Origin of the sequence: Lonepinella sp. BR2474, assembly GCF_051851555.1 — a bacterium.
Lineage (GTDB): Bacteria > Pseudomonadota > Gammaproteobacteria > Enterobacterales > Pasteurellaceae > Lonepinella.
The window spans coordinates 16,910-39,243 of the sequence record NZ_JBPDVH010000001.1; the positions used below are offsets into that span (position 1 = coordinate 16,910).

24 protein-coding genes and 1 riboswitch are annotated in these 22,334 nt (G+C 41.4%); of the genes, 16 read left to right on the plus strand and 8 right to left on the minus strand.

Annotated elements, in window-relative coordinates:
• Window positions 1-57: 57 nt before the first annotated feature.
• Window positions 58-154: riboswitch (TPP riboswitch) on the plus strand.
• From tenA to ACTG7Q_RS00090, 4 genes are all read left to right on the plus strand, one after another.
• Window positions 146-811 (plus strand): thiaminase II, encoded by a 666-nt coding sequence (gene tenA, locus ACTG7Q_RS00075; RefSeq protein WP_439239750.1) that lies wholly within the window; start codon window positions 146-148, stop codon window positions 809-811. (Overlaps the previous riboswitch by 9 nt.)
• A gap of 89 nt (window positions 812-900) precedes the next feature.
• Complete coding sequence (locus ACTG7Q_RS00080; protein ID WP_439239751.1) at window positions 901-1,824, plus strand: glycosyltransferase; 924 nt, start codon at window positions 901-903, stop codon at window positions 1,822-1,824.
• Between the two features lie 43 nt (window positions 1,825-1,867).
• Window positions 1,868-2,686: a glycosyltransferase family A protein gene (locus ACTG7Q_RS00085; protein WP_439239752.1), complete on the plus strand. Its 819-nt coding sequence runs from the start codon at window positions 1,868-1,870 to the stop codon at window positions 2,684-2,686.
• A 173-nt stretch (window positions 2,687-2,859) separates the two neighbouring features.
• Window positions 2,860-3,462: a hypothetical protein gene (locus tag ACTG7Q_RS00090; protein WP_439239753.1), complete on the plus strand. Its 603-nt coding sequence runs from the start codon at window positions 2,860-2,862 to the stop codon at window positions 3,460-3,462.
• An 18-nt stretch (window positions 3,463-3,480) separates the two neighbouring features.
• Here ACTG7Q_RS00090 and ACTG7Q_RS00095 read toward each other — a convergent pair whose 3' ends face one another.
• Window positions 3,481-4,398 carry a RimK family alpha-L-glutamate ligase gene (locus ACTG7Q_RS00095; RefSeq protein ID WP_439239754.1) on the minus strand — a complete coding sequence of 306 codons (918 nt, stop codon included), beginning with the start codon at window positions 4,396-4,398 and terminating at the stop codon, window positions 3,481-3,483.
• 96 nt (window positions 4,399-4,494) lie between these two features.
• On the opposite strand from ACTG7Q_RS00095, the gene ACTG7Q_RS00100 reads away from it, so the two are divergent.
• Window positions 4,495-4,761 carry a GrxA family glutaredoxin gene (locus tag ACTG7Q_RS00100; RefSeq protein WP_439239755.1) on the plus strand — a complete coding sequence of 89 codons (267 nt, stop codon included), beginning with the start codon at window positions 4,495-4,497 and terminating at the stop codon, window positions 4,759-4,761.
• A 64-nt stretch (window positions 4,762-4,825) separates the two neighbouring features.
• On the opposite strand, the gene bamC is transcribed toward ACTG7Q_RS00100, so the two are convergent.
• Together bamC and dapA are read right to left on the minus strand one after the other, a co-directional pair.
• Window positions 4,826-5,833, minus strand: coding sequence for an outer membrane protein assembly factor BamC (gene bamC / locus ACTG7Q_RS00105; protein WP_439239756.1), 1,008 nt, complete (start codon window positions 5,831-5,833; stop codon window positions 4,826-4,828).
• A 104-nt stretch (window positions 5,834-5,937) separates the two neighbouring features.
• Window positions 5,938-6,831, minus strand: coding sequence for a 4-hydroxy-tetrahydrodipicolinate synthase (gene dapA / locus ACTG7Q_RS00110; protein ID WP_439239757.1), 894 nt, complete (start codon window positions 6,829-6,831; stop codon window positions 5,938-5,940).
• Between the two features lie 139 nt (window positions 6,832-6,970).
• Here dapA and bcp point away from each other — a divergent pair, with 139 nt between their 5' ends.
• From bcp to ACTG7Q_RS00135, 5 genes are all read left to right on the plus strand, one after another.
• Complete coding sequence (gene bcp / locus ACTG7Q_RS00115; RefSeq protein WP_439239758.1) at window positions 6,971-7,447, plus strand: thioredoxin-dependent thiol peroxidase; 477 nt, start codon at window positions 6,971-6,973, stop codon at window positions 7,445-7,447.
• 108 nt (window positions 7,448-7,555) lie between these two features.
• A complete protein-coding gene (locus ACTG7Q_RS00120) occupies window positions 7,556-9,829 on the plus strand; it encodes an NADP-dependent malic enzyme (protein WP_439240610.1) in 2,274 nt (757 codons plus the stop codon).
• Between the two features lie 161 nt (window positions 9,830-9,990).
• The gene (gene sodA / locus ACTG7Q_RS00125) at window positions 9,991-10,632 is read left to right on the plus strand and encodes a superoxide dismutase [Mn] (RefSeq protein WP_439239759.1); all 642 of its coding nucleotides are present in this window, start codon (window positions 9,991-9,993) and stop codon (window positions 10,630-10,632) included.
• A 173-nt stretch (window positions 10,633-10,805) separates the two neighbouring features.
• Window positions 10,806-11,162 (plus strand): YgiW/YdeI family stress tolerance OB fold protein, encoded by a 357-nt coding sequence (locus ACTG7Q_RS00130; protein WP_439239760.1) that lies wholly within the window; start codon window positions 10,806-10,808, stop codon window positions 11,160-11,162.
• Between the two features lie 34 nt (window positions 11,163-11,196).
• Complete coding sequence (locus ACTG7Q_RS00135; protein WP_439239761.1) at window positions 11,197-11,559, plus strand: YgiW/YdeI family stress tolerance OB fold protein; 363 nt, start codon at window positions 11,197-11,199, stop codon at window positions 11,557-11,559.
• Between the two features lie 48 nt (window positions 11,560-11,607).
• Here the strand turns inward: ACTG7Q_RS00135 and ACTG7Q_RS00140 are convergent, their stop codons facing one another.
• The 5 genes from ACTG7Q_RS00140 to epmA all read right to left on the minus strand — a co-directional run bounded on the left by ACTG7Q_RS00140 (window position 11,608) and on the right by epmA (window position 16,704).
• Window positions 11,608-12,219 (minus strand): YfgM family protein, encoded by a 612-nt coding sequence (locus ACTG7Q_RS00140; protein WP_439239762.1) that lies wholly within the window; start codon window positions 12,217-12,219, stop codon window positions 11,608-11,610.
• A gap of 3 nt (window positions 12,220-12,222) precedes the next feature.
• Window positions 12,223-13,500 carry a histidine--tRNA ligase gene (gene hisS / locus ACTG7Q_RS00145; RefSeq protein ID WP_439239763.1) on the minus strand — a complete coding sequence of 426 codons (1,278 nt, stop codon included), beginning with the start codon at window positions 13,498-13,500 and terminating at the stop codon, window positions 12,223-12,225.
• Window positions 13,501-13,509: 9 nt separating this feature from the next.
• A complete protein-coding gene (gene ispG, locus ACTG7Q_RS00150; RefSeq protein WP_439239764.1) occupies window positions 13,510-14,616 on the minus strand; it encodes a flavodoxin-dependent (E)-4-hydroxy-3-methylbut-2-enyl-diphosphate synthase in 1,107 nt (368 codons plus the stop codon).
• A gap of 11 nt (window positions 14,617-14,627) precedes the next feature.
• The gene (locus ACTG7Q_RS00155; protein WP_439239765.1) at window positions 14,628-15,644 is read right to left on the minus strand and encodes a RodZ domain-containing protein; all 1,017 of its coding nucleotides are present in this window, start codon (window positions 15,642-15,644) and stop codon (window positions 14,628-14,630) included.
• Window positions 15,645-15,732: 88 nt separating this feature from the next.
• Complete coding sequence (epmA, locus tag ACTG7Q_RS00160; protein WP_439239766.1) at window positions 15,733-16,704, minus strand: elongation factor P--(R)-beta-lysine ligase; 972 nt, start codon at window positions 16,702-16,704, stop codon at window positions 15,733-15,735.
• A gap of 308 nt (window positions 16,705-17,012) precedes the next feature.
• Here epmA and frdA point away from each other — a divergent pair, with 308 nt between their 5' ends.
• The 6 genes from frdA (at window position 17,013) to ACTG7Q_RS00190 (ending at window position 22,324) form a co-directional block, all read left to right on the plus strand.
• Complete coding sequence (gene frdA, locus ACTG7Q_RS00165) at window positions 17,013-18,821, plus strand: fumarate reductase (quinol) flavoprotein subunit (protein WP_439239768.1); 1,809 nt, start codon at window positions 17,013-17,015, stop codon at window positions 18,819-18,821.
• Window positions 18,814-19,584, plus strand: a complete 771-nt coding sequence (locus ACTG7Q_RS00170; protein ID WP_439239769.1) for a succinate dehydrogenase/fumarate reductase iron-sulfur subunit — start codon at window positions 18,814-18,816, stop codon at window positions 19,582-19,584. The genes frdA and ACTG7Q_RS00170 overlap by 8 nt, the downstream gene beginning before the upstream one ends.
• 8 nt (window positions 19,585-19,592) lie before the next feature.
• Window positions 19,593-19,985 (plus strand): fumarate reductase subunit FrdC, encoded by a 393-nt coding sequence (gene frdC, locus ACTG7Q_RS00175; RefSeq protein WP_439239770.1) that lies wholly within the window; start codon window positions 19,593-19,595, stop codon window positions 19,983-19,985.
• Window positions 19,986-19,997: 12 nt separating this feature from the next.
• Window positions 19,998-20,342: a fumarate reductase subunit FrdD gene (frdD, locus tag ACTG7Q_RS00180; RefSeq protein WP_439239771.1), complete on the plus strand. Its 345-nt coding sequence runs from the start codon at window positions 19,998-20,000 to the stop codon at window positions 20,340-20,342.
• A 187-nt stretch (window positions 20,343-20,529) separates the two neighbouring features.
• The gene (gene manX, locus ACTG7Q_RS00185; protein WP_439239772.1) at window positions 20,530-21,513 is read left to right on the plus strand and encodes a PTS mannose transporter subunit IIAB; all 984 of its coding nucleotides are present in this window, start codon (window positions 20,530-20,532) and stop codon (window positions 21,511-21,513) included.
• 10 nt (window positions 21,514-21,523) lie between these two features.
• Complete coding sequence (locus ACTG7Q_RS00190; protein ID WP_439239773.1) at window positions 21,524-22,324, plus strand: PTS mannose/fructose/sorbose transporter subunit IIC; 801 nt, start codon at window positions 21,524-21,526, stop codon at window positions 22,322-22,324.
• Window positions 22,325-22,334: the final 10 nt, after the last annotated feature.

The following is a 22,334-nucleotide window of genomic DNA, read 5'->3' on the forward strand; positions in this document are numbered from 1 at the left end:
TGAAAAGCCCTGTAAAAATACAGGGCTTTTTTTGTTGATTATTTTTTGTTACACTCAAAACCCTAGTCGGGGTGCTTTTTCATCAAGAGCTGAGAAGATACCCGTTGAACCTGAAACAGCTAATACTGCCGTAGGAAACTAAATTATGATCTATAAAACTCATTTTATTCAAACCCTTATCCAACAAGCTCAACCTCACTGGCATGATTATGTTGAACATGATTTTGTGCAACAGCTCGGGCAAGGCACGCTACCAGTCAGCCGTTTTCAATATTATTTAAAGCAAGATTATTTATACCTTTTCCACTACAATCGTGCCTTAGCCTTAGCGATATTTAAAGCGGAAAATTTTGAGCAAATGCGAGAAATTCATCAGGCCATTACGGTTTTATTAGAAGAAATTCAATTACATATCGATTTCTGTCAAGAATGGGGAATTGCTGAACAAGACTTACAGAATCTTTCTGAAGATCCCGCTTGCGTGGCCTATACTCGTTATGTACTAGATTGTGGTATCACGGGTGGACTTGCTGAACTTTATGCGGCTATTGCCCCTTGTGCTATTGGTTATGCGGAAATTGGCTTACGTTTAAAACAACAAAATAGCGCGCCCAATAATCCTTACCAAAAATGGATAGATGCTTACGCCGATGAAAGTTTTCAAACTGCGGTGGAAAAATATCAAGATTTTTTAACCGCACTTTGCCAAGATTTAAACCCAAAACAATTAGCCAATATTCAGCATATTTTCACCACAGCGACCCGAATGGAAGTGGCATTTTGGCAAATGGGGTTAGAAAATGGGGCGTAAAAAATACAGAAAAAACACCGCACTTTTGCTAGCCCACCTGCATTTAAAGCGGAGATTTTAGGATCTCCACTTTTTTTATTATATAATCAGTGGAAATTCTTGTATTTTATGAGCTGACGAGTAATGAATGGCAATCAATCAATCAATCAATCAATCAATCAATCAATAGCAGTTTAACCTTTGCTGTCGTCACTTCAACTATTGGCCGTCCTGAATTGGAGCGTGCTATTCTTTCTGTGCAAAATCAAACTTATCCGTGCCAACATTATGTGTTTGTGGATGGAAAACAGTTTTGGGATAAAGTAAAACCACTTGAAGAAAAATATCCTGATGTCATTTTTACTTACTTGCCGATGAATACGGGAGCAAATGGATTCTATAACAGTTATATCAATGCCATTGCCCCCTTTTTGGTAAAAGAAGACATTGTCTGTTATTTGGATGATGATAATTGGTATGATACAAATCATATTACAAGTGCGCTGTATTTTTTTGAAAAATATTCTCTTGATTATGCTTATAGTTTACGAAAACTTTACGATCACTCAGGGGAATTTATTTGCAATGATGATATTAATGCGTTGGGTTTCTGGCGAGCAGAAGTGCCATTGGCCCACATTGAGTATTCTACGTTTACCTATGTCTTTAATAATGACGACTATTTTTTAATTGATGTGAACTGTTTGATGTTAAAACGATCGTTGGCGATGGCACTTGCTCATATTTGGATAGAAAGAGGCCATGGCAATGATAGATGCATAACACAAGCATTATTTGATGCAAATGACCGATTAACGGGCTGTAATACCGCACAACATAGCGTCAACTATGTGTATGATCTGCTTGCTACACGCCGCTTACCCCCTGATGCACTAACGGAATATCACGCCGTACACAATGAGTTAGTCAGAAAAATACAGGAATATACGTTGCAACATAATACACCACATTGGCTCACGCCAACTTTATTTCATAATAATGAATTGATGCCACTGGTTCAACACATGGCATAATATTGTTATAATGAACTATGAATTTTATTTTGAATCTTGATTTATGTCTAACCAACCTCTCACTTTCGCAGTCATTACTGCCACTGTCGGTCGCCCAGCATTAGAGCGGACGATTCTTTCCGTGCAAAATCAAACTTATCCGTGCAAACACTATGTTTTTGTTGATGGCAAACAGTTTTGGGATAAAGTAAAACCGTTAGAAGAAAAATATCCTGATGTCGTTTTTACTTATTTACCGATGAACACTGGCGCAAACGGTGGCAGCAATAGTCGAATTAATGCAACCGCCCCTTTTTTAGTCAAAGAAAATATAATTTGCTATCTTGATGATGATAACTGGTATGATGAAAATCATATTGAAAGTTTTGTGCCATTCTTTCACGAACATAGCGATTTGCATTATGCCTATCATTTAAGACGTTTATATGATGAAAACGGCGAATTTATCTGTGATGATAATTTTGATTCTATTGGCTTTTGGAAAATGGGCCGACCAAATTACATTGATGAAGAAGGAAATTCATATACGTTAAATAGCAATTTCTTTGTGGATACGAATTGTTATGCGATTAAGCGAAATATCGCCATAGCTATTGCTCAGGCATGGCATGATCACGATCGTGGTATTTTCAAACGCTTATCGCATGCGCCAAATTTAGTCGGCTGCAATACTGCCATAAGAACCGTGAATTATATTCCCCATCTTACATTTACCTTCTCCACAGGCAAAAAAATGACGCCTGAGACAAAAATGCAAAGAATATTATGCTTGTTTTATGAAATGAATGCACAAAAGACAACCCAAAAAGATTGGCTTATTCCCACTTTGTATAAAGATAAGCAGTTAATTCGGCTTAAATAAGCGCTTTTATGGGGCGGCATAACAGGCAAAGATGCGTAGTTTATGCCGTTCAAACCTATCTCAAATTGGTAAACAACCAAAGTGCGGTGAAAAATTTCACCGAAAGACGGTATGTTATCGGTTAAATTATTGCTATAATCCGCACAATACTTTATTCCATCACGGTTTATTCAATGAAATTTAAACTGATTTTAGGCTTATTATGCGGATTATTGCCCTCTGTTGTGTTAGCACAATGGAAATCTGTCGGCAAGGCAGATTATAACTGGGGGCCGTTTTTGGTGTATAGCATTACGCTGTCAACCGAAACGGGGCAATATCAAGAAAATCAACGTCCATTAATGCTGACATTTACTTTCGATAAGCAAGTTGAAGGGAAAAATTTTGCGGTGACGTTGGTGCGGGAAATGGAAAGTTTGAAACTGACGCAAGCGGATACATCCGTTTGGTTAAAAGAATTGCAACGTATTTTCCCTGACTTTTCGCCACAAGACCAACTGAGCTTTATTGCGTTAAAGGATAAAAGCTATTTTGTGCTAAATGATACGGTGTTAGATTATGAATTTGAGCCCGAATTTGCCCCAATTTTAACCGCAGTTTGGCTATCTGATAAAACGAATTTTAGTAAAATGCGTGACATGTTGTTAAATCAACAAAATCTCGACAACGAAGAACCCAAAATAGAACGAGAAAACATTCCGTTAGATGAAGAAAACATCAATCCGCAGTTGCCTCCGGAATACCCGTTAGATGAACAACCCGAAGTGGTGTCTTAATTTTGCTATCAGCCCTGTTTAACAGGGCTTTTTCATGGCATGATGATATTTTTGTTCTAACTGCATGATCATGGCCTGCGCAATATCCACACCGCTTGTTTTTTCAATTAATTCAAGACCGGGGCTAGCATTGACTTCTAGCACCAATAAACCTTGTTCAGAACGAATTAAATCCACCCCTGCCACATCTAACCCCAAGGCTTTGGTCGCTTGAATAGCGATACTTTGCTGCGGTGGTGTGAGGGTGATTTTCTCGGCCAGTCCACCACGGTGGAAGTTGGCCCGAAACTCGCCTTGCTGTCCTTGACGTTGCATGCTAGCAACGACGGCTTCGCCAACAACAAAACAACGAATATCCATATTTTCTGCCTCTGCCACAAAATCTTGTAACAACGCCACCACATTAGCCTCTTTCAATGTTTCCAAAATACTCACCGCACTTTGTGCTTTTTCCGCCAACATCACGCCGATCCCTTGTGAGCCAGTGAGGGTTTTTAAAATCGTTGGGCTATCCATTTGTGCCACTGCTTGCTTGGCGGAAAATTCACAGCCAGCTAAACCGCTACTTGGTACTGCCACGCCCGCTTGTTGCAATAATTGCAGACTTTGCCATTTATCTCTAGCACGTAAAAAGGCCTGATCCTCATTTAAACACACCGCCCCCCGTGCGGTAAAATGACGTAACACGGCACAACCCATTTGAGTGCTTGCAATACCAAAACGAGGTAACACCGCCTCATATTGAGGCAATAAACGAGGGGAGGCTTGCGCTGAATCTTGATAGTAAATAGCAAAGTGCGGTGCATTTGCGCTGAGTTTTAATAAACAACGATTCGGATCGAGAATATCCATGGTATGTCCACGCTGTTCTGCGACTTCTTTTAAGCGTTGGCAACTGTATAAACGGGGTTCTCGGCATAGCATTAAAATATTCATAAGATTTTGGCGACTTAAGTATTAGAAAAAAACAATTTATATTTTTACTTAATTTCACGTAAAATACCACCACATTTAGTTAAAAAGGAAAAAACGATGTTTGTTAAAATTTATGGTCGTATGACTTGCCCATTTTGTGTGCGTGCAAAAACCTTAGCCGATAAACTTTCAACGGAAGTTGAGGAATTTAGCTATGAATTTATTGATATTATCGAAAAAGACATGAGCAAAGAGGATATTGCCAAAGCCATTGGTGTCGCCGAAGTGAAAACCGTTCCACAAGTGGTGGTGGATAACCAACCGATTGGCGGTTGCACAGATTTCCAAGCCTTTGCGCAACAAAAATTTGCCATTAGCCTGTAATTTTTCCACAAAAAAACCTAGTGCATTAACACCGCACTAGGTTTTTTATTTAAACAATTTGCGACTATTTAGATAACACTTTTTGTAGCGCTTGATACAAGGTTTGCGCTTTCTCGCCACTCAAGGCAAATTTATCTTCATCGCTGAGCACCACGGCACTTTCATTGCCATAAGCACTGATTTGCATGGAATATTCGCCCTTTTCAAGATCAGGTTTCGTTAAGCCAAAACGTGCCCATTCGGTATCATCAAGCGGTTTATATTTTAACAACGCATAACCTTTACCGGCCGTGGATTCTTTATATTCAAAACCGAGTTGCGGTAACGCTTGTTGTAATTTTTGCCATGCTTGACGGAAAGTAATATTCATTGCCAAAGCTGTATGTTGATTGCTGTCGGTCACAATAGCGGATTGTACTACACCGGCGGCCACATCAGCGGTCGCAACTTGTTGCTGCTGTTGACGATAAGCCGCATTCAGTTCACCGACTAATTGATTTAAACGATCTGAAGTATAACGTTCTTTATCTTTTACGGTTGGCGTAAAAATCACTTCATCACGTTTCATTTGCGCCAATGCCACTACTAACGCATTGGAATCGCTCGTGCCGACTTCCTCAATGATATAACGTGCTTGTACATCACCGATATCATCAGCACGCCCCGTTTTCGCCCAATCAGTTTGCACCTGATTGCCCGAGGTGGTGAATGGAATGCCTTGCTCGGTTAACAAACGTTTCACTTGCTGAATATTATAAACCGCTTTTTTCTCGGCAGGATAAACAATAGAAGAACGCTCACCATCAAATTGTGCCACGGAATTGCCAATAATCGCCATCGGCGTAGATGGCGGACGAATATCAGTTCCATCCGTTTTCACCGTCACATTGGTGGGTAATTGATAGGTGTTTTCTTGCCCTAAAATCGTGACGCCCCCCGTATCTAAGGTGGTGAACACGGGAATAATGCCACGTTTTTCATAACTGTCATTCGCCGTTTGCTTACTTTCATTACTGGTTGAGCAAGCTGTCACAGTGGCTAACACGGTGAATGCTAAAAGCCATTTTTTCATCATCAATCCCTTTAAAAAGTTTTTGTAAAATATACCGCACTTATAGACCACAAAAACGGTAAAAAGTTTAGGGCTAATCAGATAGCCCTAAAGTGCGGTGAAAATTAAAGTAATTTTGCTTGTTGTAAGGCGGCTAATACTTTTGGTTGTGCCGTTTCACTCAATACGGTTAATGGTAAACGTAAAACAGGTTGACTAATCAAGCCTAATTTATAGGCAGCCCATTTCACAGGAATCGGATTGCCCTCCACAAATAAATCGTGATGTAAGGCCATTAAACGTTGATTAATTTGCTCCGCTTGCTCAAATTGGCCCGCTAATGCCAGTTCGCACATTTTCGCCATATCGGCAGCCGCCAAGTTATTGGTCACGGAAATCACACCTTGACCGCCTAATTTAATACTTTCTAAACCGGTCGCATCATCACCACTCAAGAAAATAAACTCTTCACCGGCTAATTCTTTAATTTTACGTACTCGGCTCACATCACCTGTGGCCTCTTTAATCCCGACGATATTTTTAATTTTCGCTAAACGTCCCACGGTTTCTGGTTTCAAATCGCTCCCCGTTCTGCCCGGTACGTTATACAAAATTTGCGGTAAATCCGTGCATTCAGCAATGGCTTTAAAATGTTGATACATCCCCTCTTGGGTCGGTTTATTATAATAAGGCACCACGGATAAACACCCCGCCACACCGCTGTTATTCAATAATTTGGTCATAGTGATGGCTTCTGCTGTGGCGTTGGCGCCAGCGCCCGCAATCACAGGAATACGGCCCGCAGCAAATTCGACTGTTTTCAAGATGGCTTTCAAATGTTCATCAGGAGTTAAGGTGGCAGATTCTCCGGTAGTGCCCACCGATACGATGCCATGGGTGCCTGCCGCCACATGAAAATCCACTAATTTTTTTAACTCTGGATAATCGACTTCGCCGTGGCTATTCATGGGGGTAATGAGTGCAACAATACTGCCGTGAAATAAAGGTGTTAAAGACATAAAAACCTCTCGTGATATTTTGTTGATGTTTGCTTGATAAATTTCCTTTATCATTGCTAAAATAATCACAATTTGCAAGTAAGTTTTATTATTTTTGTGCAAAAATAATAAAATGAATCAAGATAGTAGGAATTTATTGATGAATTTTTTAAAAATAGGTGCCATTGCACCGCAGTTTGCATTACAAAATCAACACGATGAAACCATTTGCCTGAGCGATTTTAAAGGTCAAAAAGTCTTGGTGTATTTTTATCCTAAAGCACTCACCCCAGGTTGTACCACGCAAGCCTGCGGTTTACGTGATGCCAAAGCGGAATTGGATAAACTCGGCGTGGTGATTTTTGGCATTAGCCCTGACAGCCCCAAAAAACTGGCGCAATTTGTAGAAAAGAAAGCACTCAATTTTGATCTGCTCGCCGATCCTGAACATCACATTGCTGAACAATTTGGCGTTTGGGGCGAGAAAAAATTTATGGGGCGCACCTATGACGGTATCCACCGCATTAGCTTTTTAATTGACGAACAAGGCAAGATTGAACAGGTGTTTGATAAATTCAAAACGGGGGAACATCATCAGGTGGTGTTGGATTATTTATTAGCACATCACAAACACTAAAAAATATAAAATTTTTGTTAAAAATTTGTGCTAGGTCACATTTTTTTATTTTAATTCGTTTTATAATAGAAAAATCGTTTTTTAATTCATCATTTCAAAAGGAAGTATATTATGTCAGATTTACGTCAAGCCGCATTAGATTTCCACGAATTCCCCGTTCCCGGAAAAATTGAGGTTACTCCCACCAAATCCCTCGCCACTCAACGTGATTTAGCCTTGGCTTATTCCCCAGGTGTAGCAGAACCTTGTTTGGATATTGAGAAAAATCCTGCAGATGCCTATCGTTATACAGCGAAAGGCAATTTGGTTGCGGTGATTTCTAACGGTTCAGCGGTGTTAGGTTTAGGCAATATCGGTGCCTTAGCAGGTAAGCCGGTGATGGAAGGGAAAGGCGTGTTGTTTAAAAAATTCGCTGGCGTGGATGTGTTTGATATTGAGATTGATGAAAAAGATCCTGATAAATTAGTCGAGATTATCGCCTCTCTAGAACCGACTTTCGGTGGGATTAACCTTGAAGATATTAAAGCCCCTGAATGTTTCTATATTGAGCAAAAATTGCGTGAACGCATGCACATTCCGGTATTCCATGATGACCAACATGGTACGGCGATTATCAGCTCGGCAGCGGTTATCAATGGTTTACGCATTGTGGGCAAAAAAATTGAAGATGTGCGTTTAGTGGCCTCTGGTGCCGGTGCTGCCTCTATTGCGTGTTTGAATTTATTGGTTTCACTCGGCATGAAACGAGAAAATATCGTGGTGTGCGACTCTAAAGGCGTGATCTACAAAAACCGTGATGACCGTATGGATGACACCAAAAAACTGTATGCCATTGATGACAACGGCACACGTTCTTTAGGTGATGTGATTGAAAATGCAGATATTTTCTTAGGCTGTTCAGCCAAAGGCGTGTTAACGGCTGAAATGGTAAGATCCATGGCGGCGAGTCCATTGATTTTAGCACTGGCGAACCCAGATCCTGAAATTACCCCACCAGAGGCCAAAGCGGTTCGCCCAGATGCCATTGTGTGTACCGGTCGTTCTGACTACCCTAACCAAGTCAACAATGTCCTTTGTTTCCCATTCATTTTCCGTGGTGCATTAGATGTGAGTGCCACCACCATTAATGAAGAAATGAAAATGGCGGCGGTACATGCTATTGCGGATCTTGCCCTTGCAGAACAAAACGAAGTCGTAACCTCAGCTTATGGCGGCAATGAAGTATCTTTTGGCCCTGATTATATTATTCCAAAACCATTCGATCCACGCTTAATCGTGCGTATTGCTCCAGCAGTAGCGAAAGCAGCAATGGACAGCGGCGTGGCAACTCGCCCGATAACTGATTGGGATGCCTATTTAGAAAAATTAAGCCAATTCGTTTACAAAACCAATTTGTTTATGAAACCGGTGTTTGATCAGGCGAAAAAAGACAAAAAACGGGTTTTATTAGCAGACGGCGAAGAAACGCGTATTTTGCATGCGGTACAAGAAATTACCAGCCTTGGTATTGCTTATCCAGTGTTGGTGGGTCGCCATGAAGTGATTGAGCAACAAATCAAAAAACTCGGTTTAAAAATTGAAGCCGGTAAAGATTTTGATGTGTTAAGTACAACTGATCCAGTAATTTTTGAAAAATGTTGGGGCTTATATCACAACAAAATGAAACGCAATGGCGTGACTGCCGCTATGGCAAAACGTCGTATGATCAATAATTCTGCGGCGATTGGTTCTGCCTTATTAGAATTAGGTTATGCTGACGCCATGCTATGTGGATTAGTCGGTACGTTCTCATCAAGTCTCAGTTTATTAACCGAGATTATCGGTGTGAAAGAGAACGTTAAAGTGCCAGCCACAGTGAATGGTTTGGTGCTTTCTGATCGCAACTTATTCTTAGCCGATACCTTTGTGAACACTGATCCAAGTGCAGAAGAATTAGCTGAAATTACCTTGATGGCAGCGGATCAAGTTCGTCATTTTGGTATTGAACCGCAAGTGGCGTTAATTTCACATTCTAACTATGGTTCTTCTGATCACCCAAGCGCGGTGAAAATGCGTCAAGTTTTACAATTAGTTAAAGAATTAGATCCAAGATTAATTATTGACGGCGAAATGCACTGTGACGTGGCGTTAACGGAAAGTTTACGTAACGAAATCATGCCGGATAGCCCATTAAAAGGCGCGGCTAATTTATTAATTATGCCAAATATGGAATCTGCACGGATTAGCTTGAACTTGTTGCAAGGTACCCATACGCCGATTACTATTGGCCCAATTCTTATGGGAATGAAAAAACCAGCACATGTGTTGACGTCCAAGTCTTCTGTTCGCCGTATTATCAATATGGTGGCCGTGGCAGCGGTGAAAGCACAACAAGAGAAGTAATATCACACTTAATATTCGGGGCGTGAGTTATCCATCACGCCCTTTTAACAAAAAATTTACATTTTTAATGATATAAATCAAATTTTTTGTTAATATGGTGTTGGAATTTGTAGAGAGATTCTACAAAAATACATAATAACTCATTAAAAAAGGAAAATATCATGGCATACACTCTACCAGAATTAGGCTACGCCTATGACGCATTAGAACCCCATTTTGATGCACAAACTATGGAAATTCACCATAGCAAACATCACCAAGCCTATGTTAACAATGCCAATGCGGTATTAGAAGCAAATCCTGCATTAGCAGAACTTGCGGCTCAAAGTTGCCCAGGTTCATTTTTGAAAAAACATTTGGCGAATGTACCTGCGGATAAATTTGCGGCATTGCGTAACAATGTTGGTGGACACACTAACCACAGCTTATTTTGGAAATCATTGAAAAAAGGCACGACCTTACAAGGTGCATTAAAAGTCGCTATTGAACGTGATTTTGGTTCAGTTGATGCGTTTAAAGCAGAATTTGAAAAAGCGGCTGCTACACGTTTCGGTTCAGGTTGGGCATGGTTAGTCGTAACAGCAGAAAACAAATTAGCGGTGGTTTCTACTGCAAACCAAGATAACCCATTAATGGGTAAAGATATTGCAGGTTGCGAAGGTTTCCCATTATTAGGCTTAGACGTTTGGGAACACGCTTACTACTTGAAATTCCAAAACCGCCGTCCAGACTACATTAAAGAATTCTGGAATGTTGTGAACTGGGATTTTGTTAGCGAACGTTTTGAGAAACATGCGAAGTAATTTTTACTAAGATATAATAGCAATCGGCTCAAATGAGCCGATTTTTTTTCAAAAAATTCTTCCTTTCTTAATATTTAATTAAGATTTACATGTTCTAATTAACACCAATGAAAGCCAAACAGCTTTCCCAAGCAGTGTACTCGCACGGCAACATATATTAACAAGGAGAAAAAATGAAAAAACTATTAGCTATCGCACTTATCGCAGCATCAACTACCGCCTTTGCTGGATTTAGCAACACAGCGACAACCAATACTGTGTCATCTTCTAGTGGGACAACGACGGTTGCTCAAGCCTTGCAAGCCCGTGATAATAGCGTTGTCACCTTGACAGGCTATATTGTCAGTCAAGTAGATAACGACGAATTTTATTTCAAAGATAATACTGGCAAAATCAAAGTCGAAATTGATGACCATGTTTTCAATAATCAAACCGTGACTCGCAGTGATCGTATTACCATTCGGGGTAAAGTAGATCGTGATTCACATAAAGCAAATGAAGTTGAAGTCTTTGAACTTCGTAAACATTAATTGATAGATCAAGGTATTAAAGGGAGAACAACAGATGAAAAAATTACTCACTCTCGCACTGATTGCGATTTCAAGTACCGCATTGGCGGGTTTTGATAATAACCACAAAGGCGGTTTCGCAGGTGGCTATGCTGGCACGACGATGACCGTTGCTCAAGCATTAAAAGCCAGTGATGATACGATTGTCAGCTTAACGGGTCAAATCGCTAGCCAAATTGATGATGATGAATTTTATTTTAAAGATGCCACAGGCCAAATTAAAATTGAAGTAGATGATCACGCCTGGAATGGTTTTACCATCACCCCAGATGATCGAATTATCATTCAAGGCAAAGTGGATCAAGAAGTGTTTAAACCCGCAGAAATTGAAGTGTTTAGTGTTCGGAAAGCAGACTAATGTCTGAAAAAAGTAAAACGGGCGAAAGCCCGTTTTTTTATGCAAAGATTACAAATTATTCAACAACACTTTCACTTCCTGCTGTTCCAATGCCGAACCATTTTTCAAGACGCTTTCAAGGGTTTGTTTAGCTGTAGCCTTATCGCCTTTAGCTAATTGAACCTTTGCCGTAAGTAAATTTTTCCGACTTTCCCATGTTGCGTCTTTGACTAAATTTAAGGTGCTTAATACCTCATCAAATTTGTCTTGTTGTAACTGAATTTCAGCTAAACGAATGCCTGCAATAGAGGACAAAATTTCATCTGGTGCTTGTGCCATGGCGTCTTTTAATGCCACTTCTGCTTGAGAAAAATCTTGATTCTGCACCGCACTTTTGGCTTTTTCCAATAAGGCTAAAGTCGCATAACCTGTTTTACTATGTTCTTTCACAAACGCATCAATTTGCGTATTTTTTGTCGTAGCATCCACATTGCTATACACCGCTTGCTCATATTGTGCAGACATTTGTTGCGCTTTGCTTGCTTGATAATCTTGCCAGAAACGCCAACCAAAGACACCGCCAGCGCCGATAATCACGGCAGCAATCAGGCTTTTATAATTTTCTTTCCACCAAGATTTAATTTCATTCAGTTCTTGTTCTTCTAAACTGCTATAAGCCATAATTTATTCCTTAAATGCTTGAGTTAAATAAGCCACTAATTCATCAACAGCAACGGTTTGTTGGTCTGCATTGCCTAATAAATCTTTTACCACCACTTGGTTAGATTGTACTTCAGTTTCACCAATCACAATAGCAAATTTTGCCCCGACTTTGTCGGCACGTTTAAATTGTTTCTGGAATTTGCCTCCGCTACAATGAGTCATAACTCGTAAGTGCGGTAATTCTGAGCGGAGTTTTTCAGCAATTTTAAACGCTGCCAACGTGGTTCCTTCACCTGCAAAAACAAGGTAAATATCCACCGCACTTTGTACTGGAATAGCTTGGTTCACTTCTTGTACTAACAACACTAAACGCTCTAAGCCCATGGCGAAACCCACACTTGGCGTCGCATGTCCGCCTAGTTGTTCCACTAAGCCATCATAACGGCCACCACCGCAAACCGTGCCTTGCGCACCTAAGGCGGTAGTCACCCATTCAAACACGGTTTTATTGTAGTAATCTAAGCCACGTACCAGTTTCGGGTTGATTTCATACTGAATCCCCATGTTATCAAGTAAAGCACAGAGTTGAGCAAAATGCTCACGGCTTTCCTCGTCTAGATAATCTAACAATTTCGGTGCATTGTTTAACACCTCTTGTAACGCCTGATTTTTGGTATCTAAAATACGTAATGGATTTTTAACTAAGCGTTCTTTTTCTTCCTCGTTCATTAAATCCAAATGATTTTGCAAGAAATCCACTAAGGCAGAACGGTAATTTTGGCGAGCCTCTAATGAACCAATGGAATTTAATTGTAACGCTACATGCTGATCGATCCCTAAGGCTTTCCATAAACGTGCAGTGAGTAAAATCAATTCCGCATCAATTTCGGGATTCGCTATACCAAAAATTTCCACGCCCGCTTGATGGAATTGACGATAACGCCCTTTTTGTGGACGTTCATGGCGGAACATCGGGCCAATATACCACAAACGTTGTTCATTATTATAAATCCAACCGTGTTCTACTGCCGCACGCACACAACCGGCGGTTCCCTCTGGGCGCAAGGTGAGCTGTTCATCATTGTCCCAAAAGGTATACATTTCTTTTGATACCACGTCGGTCACTTCGCCAATGGCACGTGCAAATAACGGCGTACTTTCCACAATCGGCATACGCACTTCAGCATAACCATAGCTCGCTAACACTTGGCGTACTTGACTTTCTACCCATTGCCATAATGGGCTTTCTGTTGGGGAACAGTCATTCATTCCCCGAATCGCTTGAATGGTTTTTGCCACAATATTTCCTTAAATAATTCTGTTTTTGGGATCTTGTTGAGACACTTTAGCTCGAATTTTAGCCTCAAGCTGATCGATCAATGCGTCATTATCAAAACGTTCTTTCTGACGCTCACCGTCTAAATAATAACCGCTTTTTTTGTTACCACCGGTCACGCCTAAATCCGACACTAAAGCCTCGCCTGGTCCATTCACCACACAGCCAATAATCGACACATCCATTGGGGTGATGATATCTTCCAAACGTTGTTCTAAGGCATTCACGGTGCCAATTACATCAAATTCTTGACGAGAACAGGTTGGGCAAGCAATAAAGTTAATGCCACGCGAACGAATACGTAAGGATTTTAAAATATCAAAACCGACTTTGATTTCTTCCACAGGATCGGCGGCTAATGATACTCGCAAGGTATCGCCGATACCCTCCGCTAAAAGCATGCCTAAACCCACCGCACTTTTGACCGCCCCCGCTCTGGCGCCACCTGCCTCGGTAATACCAAGGTGTAACGGTTGTTTAATCGCTTTGGCTAACAAACGGTAACTTTCCACCGCTAAAAAAACATCAGAGGCTTTGACACTCACCTTAAACTGATCGAAGTTTAAACGGTCTAAAATTTCCACATGACGCAATGCACTTTCTAACAAGGCCTCGGGGGTCGGTTCACCATATTTTTCTTGCAGATCTTTTTCCAACGAACCAGCATTCACGCCAATACGAATGGGAATATTATTATCTCTCGCACAATCTACTACGGCACGAATACGATCTTCACGTCCAATATTACCAGGGTTAATCCGTAAACAATCCACACCGTACTCTGCCACTTTTAAAGCAATGCGATAATCAAAGTGAATATCCGCCACTAACGGCACATTCACTTGTTGCTTGATTAACTTAAAGGCCTCAGCGGCGTCCATGGTTGGCACGGAAACACGTACAATATCTGCCCCGACTCGTTCAAGCGCTTTAATTTGTGCCACGGTGGCATCCACATCCGTGGTTCGGGTGTTGGTCATGGATTGCACCGCAATCGGTGCATCACCGCCCACGGGCACCTTGCCTACATAAATTTTTGTCGATTCACGACGTTTAATGGTTGGTTTAAAAGCTGACATAATTTCCGTGATTATTGTAATTTAATGCGAGCCACTCGCCCATCAATTTTCAATGGGTAATTTTCGCCTTTATAGGTAATTTTCACATTCGACGGCGCCCCAATGGTTAAGGCATAAGGGCCTTTGCCATCTAATGTAATCACTTCACCTTGTTTATATTCTTTTTGTGTCACTAAATTATGACGTTTGCTATCACGCACCGCAATCCAACTGGTGGCGGCGGTTATTTCAATTTGTAAATCCCCTGTCAATGCGCTATCAGCGGTGCTTGACGTATTATTATCGCTCGCTGAATTCTCTGTCACAGCATTGTCTGCGGTGGTATTCTCAACGGTATTATCCGAGGCGCTATGCTGTAATAACATGGCTTGCGCCGTATTACTCGTAACAGTGCTATCCGTTTGCCCCGAAGTTGCGCTAAGATCGTTGCTCGTGGCCGTGTTGTTATTTTCTATCCCCATTTCCACCGCACTTTCCGTCTGAGGTGGAGGGACCAAGGTTGCCTGATTATCCACGAGAGCTGCTGTGTTGGTCGCTTGACTTGCGGTCGGAGTTGACTCTTGCGCAGGCACATAATTTTGCACTAAATTATCCCGTTCCGCATTGGTTTGTTGGTAATTTTCCCACCACCAAAGTGCGGTCATACCAATAACAAACAACACCACCAAGGCTGTTAACCAGCCAATCCAACGACTATGCGAGGAATGCGGATTTACCACTTTTTTGACTTTAACATGCTTATTTAAATCATTTCTTGCGGTGCCACCAAAATCAATCTTGCCATCAGTCCATAATGTGGCGGGTAATTTCAAGAATTCAGCATAATTACGCACATAGCCTTTCATAAAGGTGGCAGGAATATTTTTCTGTACAAATTCATTGTTTTCAATATGTTCTATCACCGACGGGCGTAAATTCACTTGTTCAGCGGCTTGCTCAATCGTTAAATTTAATTGCTGACGCGCCTGACGAAAAACCTCACCGACGGTTGCGGTAGAATTTTCGATAACGTGCTTCTGCGTATCCATAAATAGCCTTTGTTCCCTAAAAATAAAAGATAAAATTAAGCTGTTAAGTTTAAAGTTGTCGCCTTGCTTTTGCAACTGTTATTTAGCGCTAGGCGTTTGTGATCCCAAAGGACAGCACTTGTTCAATGCGTTCTGCCCCCAATGCAATCATGATCAAACGATCCACGCCTAATGCAACCCCTGATGTATTCGGCATGCCAGCTTGTAGGGCGGCCAACAAACGTGTATCAATCGCTCGAGTCGGTAAGCCTAATTTTTGGCGCAATTGATTATCTTGCTCAAAGCGATTAGCTTGCTCATGGGCATCCGTCAATTCATGGAAACCATTGGCTAACTCTAACCCTTTGTAATAAAACTCAAAACGTTCCGCTACTCGGTGATCTTCTGAGCTAATTTGAGCTAATGCGGCTTGACTGGCGGGAAAATGGTAAATCGCCACGGGACGATCTTGGCCAATTTTGGGTTCCACCACTTCACTAAACAGAAATTGTAATAATGTATCTCGTTCTTCCGTTTCATCACAGATAAAATGATGTTGTTTCGCCTTATTAACCAATTCCGCTTTAGAGGCAGACAGCGGATCTAAACCCACATATTCTTGAAAAACAAATTGATAGCTTAAACTCTCAGCAGGTTCGCAATCTAAAATATTCTGTAATAAATCATCCACTTCATTAATTAAACGATACATATCGAAGAACGGACGATACCACTCTAACATGGTAAATTCTGGATTATGCCGTTGCCCCGCCTCTTCATTACGAAAAACATGGCAAAGCTGAAAAATGGCACCTGAACCCGCCGCTAATAAGCGTTTCATATGGTATTCAGGGCTAGTATTGAGCCAGAGGGTTTTAGATTGTGCATTAAAAGGGGCAGTAAATTCCGTGCTAAAGGTAGACAAATGCACATCCGTCACCCCAAATTCGCTTAAAATCGGGGTTTCCACTTCTAACACGCCACGTTCAGAAAAAAAGCGGCGGATCTCCGCCATAATTTTGGCGCGCGCCAAGAGGTTTTTAATCGGGGCAGTGGGCTGCCATTGGGTTTCTGTTGACATAAATAGATAATCAATAAATAAAAAGTGTCGCTATTTTAACGTGAATTACCTAAAATACCAAACCCAGAAATACAATAATCCTGCCATAAAAAGATCATTTCCGCCCAGTTAGCCATAAATAATCAACATAAAAGCCCTGAATCTAACCCTATAATAATTCTCATTTTTATTAAAGTGCGGTGTTTTTTATGAGAAATTTGAGCTAGATCACATTTCTAATCATTAGATGAAAAAAGAGATAGTAATTTATTAAAATTTAAGTAACATTATCCTTAATCATTTTATTCCAACTGTGGGGGAACATTATCGTGCAAATAGTCAATGTAGATATTGCGATAGTCGGTGCTGGTGGTGGTGGTTTGCGTTCTGCAATCGCTGCAGCAGAAGAAAATCCGAATCTTAAAATCGCTTTAGTTTCAAAAGTTTATCCAATGCGTAGCCATACTGTGGCCGCCGAAGGTGGTGCAGCGGCGGTTATCAAAGAAGAAGATAGCTACGATAAACACTTTAACGATACCGTGTCGGGCGGTGACTGGTTATGTGAACAAGATGTGGTAGAATATTTTGTGAAACATTCACCCGTGGAAATGACGCAACTTGAACGTTGGGGCTGTCCTTGGTCTCGTAAACAAGATGGTGATGTAAACGTACGTCGTTTCGGTGGGATGAAAATCGAACGGACGTGGTTTGCGGCCGATAAAACCGGTTTCCACTTGTTACACACACTTTTCCAAACCTCTATTCAATATCCACAAATCCAACGCTTTGATGAACATTTCGTGTTAGATATTTTAACCGATAATGGTCATGCTTGTGGTTTAGTGGCAATGAACATGATGGAAGGAAAACTCATCCAAATTAACGCCAAAGCCGTGGTAATTGCCACTGGTGGTGGTTGCCGTGCATTTAAATTTAATACTAACGGCGGTATCGTGACCGGTGATGGTCTTTCTATGGCCTATCGTCATGGTGTGCCATTACGTGATATGGAATTTGTGCAATATCACCCAACTGGCTTACCAAATACCGGTATCTTGATGACCGAGGGTTGTCGTGGTGAAGGTGGTATCTTATTAAATAAAAATGGCTACCGTTACTTACAAGACTATGGTCTAGGCCCTGAAACGCCAGTGGGTAAACCTGAAAACAAATATATGGAATTAGGCCCACGTGATAAAGTATCCCAAGCGTTCTGGCAAGAATGGCGTAAAGGCAACACACTCAAAACCGCTAAAGGTGTGGATGTGGTGAGTTTGGACTTACGTCATTTGGGTGAAAAATATTTACACGAACGTTTACCGTTTATTTGTGAATTAGCCCAAGCCTATGAAGGTGTCAACCCAGTTGAGCAACCAATTCCAGTGCGTCCAGTGGTGCATTACACCATGGGTGGTATTGAAGTGGATTTCAACAGTGAAACTCGTATTAAAGGCTTGTTTGCAGTCGGTGAATGTGCGTCTTCTGGTTTACATGGTGCCAACCGTTTAGGTTCTAACTCCTTAGCAGAATTAGTGGTATTAGGTCGTGTAGCCGGTGAATATGCCGCTGAACGTGCCACTGAAAATGTCCAAATCAATCAAGCCGCAGTGGATGCCCAAGCTCGTGATATTGTTAAACGCTTGGAAGATTTATACAACCAAGAAGGTAACGAAAGCTGGGCAGAAATTCGTGAAGAAATGGGCATGTCCATGGAAGAAGGTTGTGGTATTTATCGTGACCAACAAAGCATGCAAGCCACCGTGGATAAAATTGCCGAATTGAAAGAACGTTATAAACGTATTCGTATTCAAGACCGTTCAAGCGTGTTCAATACCAACGTGCTTTATACCGTTGAATTAGGCTACATTTTAGACGTGGCACAATCTATTGCCAACTCAGCGATTGAACGTAAAGAATCACGTGGTGCTCACCAACGTTTAGACTTTGTAGAACGTGATGATGTGAATTACTTGCAACATACGTTAGCCTATTACAATGGCGACAATGCACCTCGCATTGAATACAGCCCAGTGAAAATTACGAAATCACAACCGGCGAAACGTGTTTACGGTGCGGAAGCGGATGCCGCTGAAGCAGCCAAAGCTGCCGCTAACAAAGGGGAGAATGCAAATGGCTAATGAATCTATGATGACCGTAGAAGTGCTACGCTACAATCCTGAAGTGGATAAAGCACCGCACTTATGTACTTACCAAGTGCCTTACGATAACCAAACCTCTTTATTAGATGCGTTAGGTTATATTAAAGATAAACTTGAACCTGAGCTTTCTTACCGTTGGTCTTGCCGTATGGCGATCTGTGGTTCTTGCGGTATGATGGTGAATAATAAACCTAAACTCGCTTGTAAAACATTCCTACGTGATTACAGTGGTCACATGCGGATTGAACCATTAGCGAATTTCCCGATTGAGCGTGATTTAGTGGTAGATTTAAGCCACTTTATTGAAAGCCTAGAAGCCATCAAACCTTATATTATTGGCAACAAAATGCCAGAGTTAGATGGTCAACCACATCCGTCAGCAGAATTGGCAAAAAGTCGTACCAAACAAACACCAAAACAATTGGAAAAATACCGTCAATTCTCCATGTGTATCAACTGCGGTCTTTGCTATGCGGCTTGTCCACAATTTGGTTTAAACCCTGAGTTTGTCGGTCCAGCAGCGTTAACCTTGGCTCACCGTTATAATTTAGATAACCGTGATCACGCTAAAGCACAACGTATGCCAATTATCAACGGTGACAACGGTGTTTGGTCTTGTACGTTCGTAGGGGCATGTTCTGAAGTGTGTCCAAAACACGTCAACCCAGCCGCCGCCATTAACCAAAGCAAATTAGAAAGTGCCAAAGACTATCTAATTTCCATGCTTAAACCAAAAGCGTAGGGGGAATTATGACTGAATTAGTAAGTAAACGTAATAAATACCGCCGTGAAATGACCGCAACTTGGTGGAAAAAATGGGATTTTTATAAATTCTATATGTTGCGTGAAGCCACAGCTTTCGCTGCCGTGTGGTTCTGCTTAGTATTGCTTTACGGTATCATCACCTTAGGCAGTGAAAATGGATTTACCACAAACTTTGTGCCATTTTTACAAAACCCTATCGTGGTTATTTTAAATCTCGTGTCAATCGCTGCCTCCATTCTACACTCGGTGACATTTTTCCATATGTCGGGTGAAGTAATGTCTGGTACCTTAGGCGTGAAATCAGAATTAATCCGCAAAGGATTTTATGTGGTTTTCGCTGTGGTCAGTGTTGTGCTGTTGATTTTAGCGTTCATGTAAGGAGAAATAACGATGGTAGATCAAAATCCAAAACGTTCGCAAGAGCCACCTGTCTGGTTATTGTTTAGTGCAGGCAGTGCCATTAGTGCATTAGCTTTCCCTGCATTAATCTTAATTTTAGGTATTTTATTACCTTTTGATATTATTTCAGCGAATGGCATTATTGCCTTTAGCCATCATTGGTTAGGAAAATTAGTCATCTTAGCGTTAGCTATTTTCCCAATGTGGATGGGCTTACACCGTGTACATCATGGTATGCACGACGTGAAATTACACGTACCAAACGGTGGATTAATTTTCTATGGTTTAGCTGCAATTTATTCTATTGCTGTGGTTGCTTTAGTGATTGCTATCTAACGCTAAACTCTCTTAAATACATAATAGGTATCCTTGTGATACCTATTTTTTTGTTTATTTTTACCGCACTTTGTTTAAAAAAACTGATCTTGATCACATATTAATGAAAATATGGTGCTGAAACGTGCAAAGCAATCTAATTCATATTAAAATAGCTCACCTTAATTTCAGACCAAAGGAGTCAACCATGACTATTGCAATTATTATTGCAACCCACGGTGTGGCAGCGAATCAGTTGCTAAAAACCACCGAAATGCTGATTGGTGAGCAAGAAAACGTGGCCACAATTGATTTTGTGCCAGGTGAAAATGCAGAAACCATTATGGGCAAATACCAAGAAAAACTGGCCAATGAGCTTGCTCATTGTGATCAAGTGTTATTCTTGGTAGATACTTGGGGCGGTAGTCCGTTTAATGCGGCCAACCGTGTAGCTAACGATCAGGACAATATGAATGTGGTCACTGGCGTGAACGTGCCAATGTTAGTGGAAACCTTTATGGCTCGTGATGATAATCCAAGCCTTGAAGAACTCACCGCCATCGCCCTTGAAACAGGTCGTACTGGCGTGCGTGCATTGCGTTTTGATGAACCAGAAGAAAAACCGGTTCAAGTAGCCGCTCCTGTTGCACCAGCAAAACCAGCTGAACCAGCAGTAGTGACACCAAACGCCGAAGGGCATTTAGTTATCGGCTTAGCTCGTATTGATGACCGTTTAATTCACGGTCAAGTGGCCACTCGTTGGACCAAAGAAAGCAAAGTCACTCGCATTGTGGTGGTGAATGATGATGTTGCCAAAGACAGCGTACGTTCCACCATGTTAAAAAGCGTTGCCCCTCCAGGTGTCACCGCTCACGTGGTGCCGGTGGACAAAATGATCCGTGTCTATAACAACCCTGAATATGCTGGCGAGCGTATGATGTTGTTATTCACCAACCCAACGGATGTACAACGTTTATCTGACGCAGGCGTAGAATTTAAGTCTATCAATATCGGCGGTATTTCTTACAAAGAAGGTAAGAAAATGGTGACCAGTGCGGTAGCCGTGAACGACGAAGATATTGCGGCATTCAAAGCCCTTGATGCCAAAGGTATTGAGTTGGATGTACGTAAAGTCTCTAACGATAGCCGTCAATATATGATGGATCTTTTAAAGAAAAATAACTTAATCTAAGGAAATTATTATGGAAATTACAACGTTACAAATCGTACTTGTATTTTTAGTCTCCTGTATCTCTGGTATGGGATCGATTTTGGATGAATTCCAAACTCACCGTCCGTTAATTGCCTGTACACTTATTGGTTTAGTGCTAGGCGATATGAAAACCGGGATCATCATTGGTGGTTCATTAGAATTATTAGCCTTAGGCTGGATGAACATTGGTGCCGCTCTTGCACCAGATGCCGCTCTTGCCTCTGTGGTGTCAACCATTTTGGTTATCGTAGGTGGACAAGAAATCCCAACGGCGATTGCTTTAGCTATTCCATTAGCAGCAGCCGGTCAAGTATTAACCTATGTGGTACGTGCGATTACCGTGGCATTCCAACATGCGGCAGATAAATCCATTGAAGACGGTAATCTTAACCGTTTAGACTGGATCCACTGCTCTGCCTTGTTATTACAAGCTATGCGTATTGCTATCCCAGCCTTAATCGTTGCTTTAACCGCAGGAACAGACACTGTTCAAGCCATGTTAGGTGCCATTCCTGAAGTGGTCACCATGGGCTTAAAAATTGCCGGTGGTATCATTGCCGTGGTCGGTTATGCCATGGTGATTAATATGATGCGTGCAGGTCACTTAATGCCATTCTTCTACGCAGGTTTCGTGGTTGCCGCCTTTACTGACTTCAACCTTGTTGCCCTTGGTATTCTTGGTGCCATTATGGCCGCACTTTACATTCAACTTCACCCGAAATACAACAAATCGCAACAAGTGGTGCAAGTGGTCGCAAACAACAACGATCTGGACAACAGATTAGATTAATGGGGTAAGA

Excerpts from the sequence above, each read along its gene's own strand:
- manX (WP_439239772.1), top strand. The coding sequence starts at position 20,530 with ATGACTATTGCAATTATTATTGCAACCCACGGTGTGGCAGCGAATCAG.
- dapA (WP_439239757.1), bottom strand. The coding sequence starts at position 6,831 with ATGTCTTTAACACCTTTATTTCACGGCAGTATTGTTGCACTCATTACC.
- ACTG7Q_RS00130 (WP_439239760.1), top strand. The coding sequence starts at position 10,806 with ATGAAAAAACTATTAGCTATCGCACTTATCGCAGCATCAACTACCGCC.
- frdC (WP_439239770.1), top strand. The coding sequence starts at position 19,593 with ATGACTGAATTAGTAAGTAAACGTAATAAATACCGCCGTGAAATGACC.
- ACTG7Q_RS00170 (WP_439239769.1), top strand. The coding sequence starts at position 18,814 with ATGGCTAATGAATCTATGATGACCGTAGAAGTGCTACGCTACAATCCT.
- ACTG7Q_RS00090 (WP_439239753.1), top strand. The coding sequence starts at position 2,860 with ATGAAATTTAAACTGATTTTAGGCTTATTATGCGGATTATTGCCCTCT.
- ispG (WP_439239764.1), bottom strand. The coding sequence starts at position 14,616 with ATGTCAGCTTTTAAACCAACCATTAAACGTCGTGAATCGACAAAAATT.
- ACTG7Q_RS00155 (WP_439239765.1), bottom strand. The coding sequence starts at position 15,644 with ATGGATACGCAGAAGCACGTTATCGAAAATTCTACCGCAACCGTCGGT.
- ACTG7Q_RS00100 (WP_439239755.1), top strand. The coding sequence starts at position 4,495 with ATGTTTGTTAAAATTTATGGTCGTATGACTTGCCCATTTTGTGTGCGT.
- ACTG7Q_RS00135 (WP_439239761.1), top strand. The coding sequence starts at position 11,197 with ATGAAAAAATTACTCACTCTCGCACTGATTGCGATTTCAAGTACCGCA.
- bamC (WP_439239756.1), bottom strand. The coding sequence starts at position 5,833 with ATGAAAAAATGGCTTTTAGCATTCACCGTGTTAGCCACTGTGACAGCT.
- frdD (WP_439239771.1), top strand. The coding sequence starts at position 19,998 with ATGGTAGATCAAAATCCAAAACGTTCGCAAGAGCCACCTGTCTGGTTA.
- sodA (WP_439239759.1), top strand. The coding sequence starts at position 9,991 with ATGGCATACACTCTACCAGAATTAGGCTACGCCTATGACGCATTAGAA.
- ACTG7Q_RS00140 (WP_439239762.1), bottom strand. The coding sequence starts at position 12,219 with ATGGCTTATAGCAGTTTAGAAGAACAAGAACTGAATGAAATTAAATCT.
- bcp (WP_439239758.1), top strand. The coding sequence starts at position 6,971 with ATGAATTTTTTAAAAATAGGTGCCATTGCACCGCAGTTTGCATTACAA.
- tenA (WP_439239750.1), top strand. The coding sequence starts at position 146 with ATGATCTATAAAACTCATTTTATTCAAACCCTTATCCAACAAGCTCAA.
- ACTG7Q_RS00095 (WP_439239754.1), bottom strand. The coding sequence starts at position 4,398 with ATGAATATTTTAATGCTATGCCGAGAACCCCGTTTATACAGTTGCCAA.
- epmA (WP_439239766.1), bottom strand. The coding sequence starts at position 16,704 with ATGTCAACAGAAACCCAATGGCAGCCCACTGCCCCGATTAAAAACCTC.
- ACTG7Q_RS00085 (WP_439239752.1), top strand. The coding sequence starts at position 1,868 with ATGTCTAACCAACCTCTCACTTTCGCAGTCATTACTGCCACTGTCGGT.
- ACTG7Q_RS00190 (WP_439239773.1), top strand. The coding sequence starts at position 21,524 with ATGGAAATTACAACGTTACAAATCGTACTTGTATTTTTAGTCTCCTGT.